Origin of the sequence: Mesorhizobium sp. M7A.F.Ca.US.005.03.2.1, assembly GCF_003997795.1 — a bacterium.
Classification (GTDB): Bacteria; Pseudomonadota; Alphaproteobacteria; order Rhizobiales; family Rhizobiaceae; genus Mesorhizobium; species Mesorhizobium ciceri.
Genome location: NZ_RZRP01000335.1, coordinates 1 through 6,353, shown reverse-complemented (window position 1 = coordinate 6,353; position 6,353 = coordinate 1). Strand labels below are relative to the sequence as shown.

Below are 6,353 nucleotides of genomic sequence, written 5' to 3'. Positions count from 1 at the left end.
GTCCCAAACCATCCGATGCTCGATGCGTAGCCGAATTAACCTTTGTAATTGCGGTGGCGCTGCACCGCTGTTATCCACGCCCCGCCGCTGGGCTCGGCGAAATGTTCCGAGAGCTTCTGAAGTTGACCGCGTGAAGGAACGGGTGATGCCGATTCTTGTCATGTCGACCTTTCGAGTATTGCCTGCAGACCAACAGGATGGATTTGGCCATGAAAGGAAGCCGACCGGTTATTTCGTTGTTGGATTTCGACATACTCTCCCGGGTTCTTACGTCAGCCATCAGGGAGAGCCCGGAATCCGATTCGACGGTCCAGGCCCGCGAGCTTGTGTGCCTATACACCGGGAAAAAGTCAGCCGACCAAAATTTGATCGCGGCCTTGCTTCACGCCAGTCGCGCCCAGCTGGACGTGGAAGCATCCAAGGCCAATCGCCCGGCCAGAATTGACTGAGTGCCTGCATCTGCTCGACGTGACCTCTCACCGGGTTGTCTCCTCGACGGAGCTACGTCCGAGACGAAGCCCAAAGGCGCGACCGACTGAGACGCAGAGCAGAATTCCCGCAGGCGACAGGACGAATATCCTGACCGCGACACGATAGCCAGCAGGTCACCGAATGGACCTTTGGAAGTCATGGCAGCGGGTTGGACTTCGATCGAGATAGCCGAGGCCATCGAGCATCCGGCCGTGGCCGACCGTCGTGGGCGCGAGGAAAACGCTGCTCTAGATCCTGCTGCTCGCACGAGCATTTTTACCCCAGGGCCATAAATTTTGCACTGACCTGAGGAACACGCATCTGCAGTCGAAGTTCGGGATGTGCTTGGTGAGGACGACTCCCTCCTTGAAACGACCAAGCTCTGGTGCGAGGGCCCGCCTCCGGTTCCGAGACCCGGGCCTGTGCAATGCAAGCATGCGTAAAGTTTTTTCTGCAGGCCTGGAACCTCTCTCTGAAATCGAAATTGGGTCTGCAGCTTGGCTCCCGGGCCAGGTCTCAAAGCAGGGCCCGCCGCTGTTTGTGTCCTCAGTGGCGGGCCCACTTCGTTTTCGCTCCACACTACATTGCGATTGACTAAAGCAACGAACATCCAATGAACGCAATCTCACATGCATCGATCCATGGCCAGGTCGGCACGATCATTTTTTGGGTGACGGTGACCACGCCGACCAGTCGGTCACAAGGAGAACCAAACGACGAGACCTATAGCTACGGGCACAACGGCAATCCGGCCCTCCGCGATTTGTCGCGTCGGGTGTTCTTTCCTCCCGATTGCCGCAGCGTCGCAGTGCGACGAGCCGGTGAGATTGGCCGAAGGCCTGACGCCGGAAACGCGCGAGCGCGCCAAAACTACTGGATGATGCGCGGTGATGGTGGGATTGCTATCTTTAACTATGCCGATTTGCGGCTCTTGGCCTTTGGCCGGTCTTGGCCGATGCCTTCCTTGGCGAGGCTCTTTCGCAAAACCGAGGCCAGGTCGACCACGTTCTCCTGAGGCTTTGGCGCTGGTTTCGGCGGTTTTTTGCCCTTGCGCTTGGCGTCGATCATGGCAATCAACGCATCCTCGTAAGTATCCTCGAATTTCGAAGGATCGAACTTTGTCACCTTCTTGTCGATGAGAAGCCCCGCGATTTCGAGCAAATCCGAATCGTAATTTGGGCTTTTCACGTCATTAAAGACGGTGTCTTCCGATGTCATCTCATTGTGGGTGCGCAACTCGGTCAGCAGCATTCCTTTTTCAAACGGCTGTATCAATACTTCGCGGCCGCGCTGATAGAGTACGACGCAGGAACGTGCCGCGACGCGCTTCTTGGCCATCGCATCGCGCAGGACGGCAAAGGCCTCAAGGGAAGCGCCATCTGCCGGGATCAAGTAGTAGGGCTTTTCGAGATAGCGCGTGTCGATCTCGGCAACCGGAACAAAGGAATCGACATCAAGCGTATGCTGGGACGTCAGTTTCAGTTTCTTGATCTCGTCCGGCTCGACGTGGATGAAATCGCCCTTGTCCGCCTCATAGCCTTTGATCTGATCCTCGGCTTCGACAACATCGCCGGTGCCTTCGTCGACATAGGCACTCTTCACGGGTAAACCGTCGCTGCGGTTCAAAATCTTGAAGTGGATTTTCGATGCCTCGCTGGTGGCACCCACTATCTTGACCCCGCACGACACGGAACCGACCCTCAGAAAACCCTTCCAGACCGCGCGTGGCGCCACCATGCCGTTCCTCCTAGACGTCGACTTCCGCACAACGCCAGGCACACGGTTCCGTTCCGCGTCATGGGCAGCACCTTGTCGCAAGCTTATTCCTCACGGTAGTCCAGCAGCTTGGCGTGGCGGAGCCTTTCCTCGCCCTTCAGGAACCGCACGCGACCGACCAGACCAGGCTTGAGCCATTCGGCCTTTTCTTTCTTGAGACCGATCGGCACTGGTCCCCCGACCTTCCCTTGCACGCGATCCCAAAGTCGCTGGCGCTTGTCAGCTTTAAACGCAACGAAAGCGCCGCCAGCATATCGGCCTTTGTCGGCCATGAGCACCATTGCGGGCTTTCCGGCCTCGCGCTGCACGCCAATAATGTCCATTTCCTTTTCGGCATAGCACTTGATCTTGCGCCAGTTCATCGTCGGTCCGCTGCGATAGACGCTGTCCTTGCGCTTCGAGACCATGCCCTCCAACCCTGCCCTGTCGACCAGGTGATAAACCGCGTCACCGGTGCCGGGCAGGGCTTTGCTGACCTGAATGCGGCCGACGGCTGGAATCAGTTCCTGCAGGATCTCGCGGCGGTCTTCCACCGGCATGTTGCGCAAATCATGCCCGTTCAGGTGCAGGAGGTCGAATGCCACCAAATACAGATCGCGCGACGGCTCACGACGGGTGACGGCTGACTGCAGGGCCTGGAAGTCGGACAGGCCGGCCTCGTTGACCGTGATTGTCTCGCCATCGATGATGAAACTTTCCGCCTCGATCGCCTCCGCCTCTCCGGCAAGTTCGATATAGCGGCCTGTCCAGTCGTATCCGTTCTTGGTGAACAGCCGGATCCCGTTTTCATCCTTCATGATTTGGGTCCGATACCCGTCGAATTTGATCTCATGGAGCCATTCGTCGCCCTGCGGTGGCGTTTCGACCAGCTCGGGCTCCATGGGCTTTATGAACTTCAAACGCATGCGCTGACTCGCATAGTGCGATTCAATTAGCGCGCGCTAAAATGGTTCCGGAACATTTTAGACGAATTGAATGTTTGATGGTTATGACGAAGCTATCCGACCTTGGACCGCCGATTCCCGGCACGCAGCACGGCGGCGAGCCTGCCGACGAGCGCGACAATTTCATGACCTGTCCGGTCTGCGGCCAGCCGTTCGACATGCGCGATTTCCGCCAGGTCGCTTGGCACAATCTGCCTCAGCATGAACCGCTGGAATCGGAGCTTGCCACGGGCCGGAACGCGAACTGGTTGCGGATCCGACCATTGAAATAGCGGCCCTTGGCAAAGGCAGATTTGAAATCGGCGACGATCTCCGGCGGTACATCCAGAAAGTCGTACTGCCTGCCACTCGCTACAAACCACACTGAGAGAACCCTGGTTTCCGGGTCGTATTCGAACTTGCGTATTGAGGTCGACGGCATGGTGCACCAGGTCATTGCCGGTGAGCGACCCGCGAGATGGCCCGCCCTGTGAGGAAGCAGAGAGCGGGCCGACCACGGCTGTACGTCCATGGCCATCATCGCCTCCACGGAAGGACGGTGACAGCATTCCAACTCCCATTGGATTTCGGTGTTCCACACATAAACAAAAAGGCCCGCCACCTCTCGGCAGCGGGCAGTGTAGGTCGCTAGGATCACCCAGCGGTACCTAAAGTACACCCCGCCTCGCCAAAAGGGAAATGTTAGGTATCTCTAATGGATAATTCGGACCCTGGGGCTGACCGTGGGGTATCAAATCCGAGAATATCCTGCGGGCCAGGTGATAGCGGAATACCGAGCTGGGGCCCCGACATCCTATTGGGCCGCCGCACAGGCAACGAAAATGCCCGTGACGCTACACCGATCCGGAAACTACTTTCTTGAGGTGACCGATGCGAGCACGGGAGGGTGTTCGCCTACCAATACACCGATTTGCTCTACTGAGTGGCTTTGAGCAGCGGCTGCTGCTTCACCTCCGGGCCAAACCGGCCGCTCGATTCATAGCCGCAGCGGGCTGTCCTAGGGATAGTTGGACTGGACGGTGTGTTGATTCACCCCTGCTGGATGGCTGAGGTGCAAAACCATGCAAACCACAATGCCCCGATACGCGACAGAAAAGCGGTTGCATCGTCGACTTTATTCAAGCCGGAATTCAACCGCATGCTTGTCGGACTCACGAATGAGGCCACTGTCCATGGCGGCTTCGAACGCCTTGGTGAAATACTGATCATCGGAGGCCTCGTGATCCTGCTGCGCAAGATCGATCGGCAGCGCTCCGATCACGCGGCCCGTTGTCTTCTCGATAACCGTGACGGTCCTCTGCATCATGGTTTGTTGACCGTGTCGTCGACTGCGTTGGCCGTTGCCTTGACGTCCCGGCCGACGCCTCGGACGGTGTTGGCGCAGGCCGCAAGGGCAAAGGCACAGGCAAGAATGACAATCGGTGTGATGCGTAGCAGTTTCATGGACGGGTTCTCCTATTTGTGATTATCAAGTCCGCTTTGCCGTATCGCACCTGTAACCGCCATCACCTTGTTGTGGGCGGCCGCTTCATCTGCGGTGTCAAAGGGCGTTGCGATGGTCGTCCCATCCAGAGCCAGTATCACAGCCAGGAACGGAAGGCCGATCAGCGGTGGTGCGTAGACAACGTACGCTGGGCGGGCATTCTTCATCGCCCATGTAGCACCATTTGTCGGTCAGGACCTAATCCACCTTAAAATGCCGAAGCGCCTCTATTCTTCACATCGCCGACTTCCTGCACCACCGTGGCAAGCGATTCCTTCTATAGGAAACAGCCATGATTTTCCTTCCGGGTAGTGATTGGGGTATGGTCGTGGAGAAATCTGCTGACAGCAAGTCGGCGACCTGGCCCCAAGTCCTATGCGTGCGAGGATGGCCATGGATCAGAAGCAGAGGCGGCCCAGATCCGCCATGCCGAAGCCTTATCGGCCCGCCCTCGGTTTCCAACATTTCAAGCACGAAGTTGTCGAACATCTGCCATCCCCAAAAATGGGCGGTTGTCGGCTTGAAGAACTCCTTGAGCATGGATTGGTTCGGGACGTGCCAATCGCGACTGCAGATCGTTTCGGCTCCCGGTTAGCTTTCGCTCAGGGCTCATTCTGGACGTGAATGGCTAGACGGATTTAACGGAGCAGGCCCTCGTCGTCGAACGCGTTCCAGCCCTCCAACTTGGGCCGGGGAGCGTCATCTCTGGGGTTATTCCCGGCACCGCGAACCTTCTCGCTACCCTTTCCCGCCCGCGTCAGGGCAGCCTTGCCGGCGCCACGTCGCCTGTTCTCTGTAACTTGCTGCGCGTCCTCTTCACGCCAAAGGCTTGGCAGATCACGATCAAGGATGTCCTCGATGTGCCTGGGATCGAACACGTGGAAGTTGACGGCCTTGGATCGACCGCGCATCTTCACGGTGCGGGTGCCAATGCTTTGCAGCCGTCCGTCCTTCAGCCACTTGTGACGCTCACGCGAAGAGATCGCAAGGATGTCTTCGGCCTCGCGCGGCAGGACCGGGAGTACTGCGATGGTTTCCAGTGTCTTGGCGATCTTGTTCGAGGCGGCCTCCAACTCTTCGGCATCGTCTTCACGCATCCGCAATGTCATGCGACCAGTCTCGGCTTTGACGTACTTCCTCACCGCCCAAGGCAGGCTGGCACGTATTTCACGCTCGATACCTTTCGTGCGTACCGACGAGCCAAGCGTCGCTGATGGCGGAAGGGGCCACTCGGTAATCGGTGACAACGAGGTGCAGACGCTTTGGCGAGAGCCGCGATCTCGAGGGGCCACAATTGCCGCAGCCAAGCCGCCAAGAATCTTTCGTGTTTGCGCAAAACGCACCGGCATCTGAGCTAGTCGCTTCCTTGTCGCACGGTTTCTACCGCCAGCGACCGGCCGGCAGGGCCTTCAACAGCTCCACCTCGGGTTTCGTGAGGTGGATCCATGCCGCCCAATCATCCGGGCGCAGAACCACAATCTGGCGATTGTGGATGGGCGCCACGTCCAGGCCGGGTTCCGTCGTCAGCATAGCGAATGTCGGGGGCTTGTTGCCTTCGCCATCGCGCCACAGGCCGGCGATCGCCATGAACGAGGCGCCGTTGAGCGTGAAGCGATGCTTAGCCTTTGGAGACTTCTTTCCCGTGAATTCGAAGAAAGCCGACGCCGGCATAAGGCAGC

Annotated in this window: 6 protein-coding genes and 1 pseudogene; all 7 read right to left on the bottom strand. The window is 58.1% G+C overall.

From position 1 onward, the window contains the following. Nucleotides 1-1,383: 1,383 nt before the first annotated feature. Nucleotides 1,384-2,208, bottom strand: coding sequence for a Ku protein (locus EN991_RS19090; protein ID WP_063174039.1), 825 nt, complete (start codon nucleotides 2,206-2,208; stop codon nucleotides 1,384-1,386). 83 nt (nucleotides 2,209-2,291) lie between these two features. Further along, complete coding sequence (locus EN991_RS19085; protein WP_127369312.1) at nucleotides 2,292-3,152, bottom strand: ATP-dependent DNA ligase; 861 nt, start codon at nucleotides 3,150-3,152, stop codon at nucleotides 2,292-2,294. Between the two features lie 235 nt (nucleotides 3,153-3,387). Beyond that, nucleotides 3,388-3,708, bottom strand: a complete 321-nt coding sequence (locus EN991_RS19075; RefSeq protein WP_127369311.1) for a KTSC domain-containing protein — start codon at nucleotides 3,706-3,708, stop codon at nucleotides 3,388-3,390. 597 nt (nucleotides 3,709-4,305) lie between these two features. Next, on the bottom strand, nucleotides 4,306-4,497 hold the full coding sequence (locus EN991_RS19070; RefSeq protein WP_013525035.1) for a hypothetical protein: 192 nt from the start codon (nucleotides 4,495-4,497) through the stop codon (nucleotides 4,306-4,308). Then, nucleotides 4,494-4,634: an entericidin A/B family lipoprotein gene (locus EN991_RS19065; protein ID WP_032809501.1), complete on the bottom strand. Its 141-nt coding sequence runs from the start codon at nucleotides 4,632-4,634 to the stop codon at nucleotides 4,494-4,496. Before EN991_RS19065 ends, EN991_RS19070 begins: the two co-directional genes overlap by 4 nt. A 678-nt stretch (nucleotides 4,635-5,312) precedes the next feature. Further along, nucleotides 5,313-6,023 (bottom strand): hypothetical protein, encoded by a 711-nt coding sequence (locus EN991_RS19055; protein WP_245459443.1) that lies wholly within the window; start codon nucleotides 6,021-6,023, stop codon nucleotides 5,313-5,315. Between the two features lie 5 nt (nucleotides 6,024-6,028). Next, nucleotides 6,029-6,353: pseudogene (locus tag EN991_RS19050) on the bottom strand (SOS response-associated peptidase family protein); the annotation flags it as partial.

Bases quoted from the DNA above. Each gene is read 5' to 3' on its own strand.
- EN991_RS19075 (WP_127369311.1), bottom strand. From the start codon at position 3,708: ATGGCCATGGACGTACAGCCGTGGTCGGCCCGCTCTCTGCTTCCTCAC.
- EN991_RS19090 (WP_063174039.1), bottom strand. From the start codon at position 2,208: ATGGTGGCGCCACGCGCGGTCTGGAAGGGTTTTCTGAGGGTCGGTTCC.
- EN991_RS19055 (WP_245459443.1), bottom strand. From the start codon at position 6,023: ATGCCGGTGCGTTTTGCGCAAACACGAAAGATTCTTGGCGGCTTGGCT.
- EN991_RS19085 (WP_127369312.1), bottom strand. From the start codon at position 3,152: ATGCGTTTGAAGTTCATAAAGCCCATGGAGCCCGAGCTGGTCGAAACG.
- EN991_RS19065 (WP_032809501.1), bottom strand. From the start codon at position 4,634: ATGAAACTGCTACGCATCACACCGATTGTCATTCTTGCCTGTGCCTTT.
- EN991_RS19070 (WP_013525035.1), bottom strand. From the start codon at position 4,497: ATGATGCAGAGGACCGTCACGGTTATCGAGAAGACAACGGGCCGCGTG.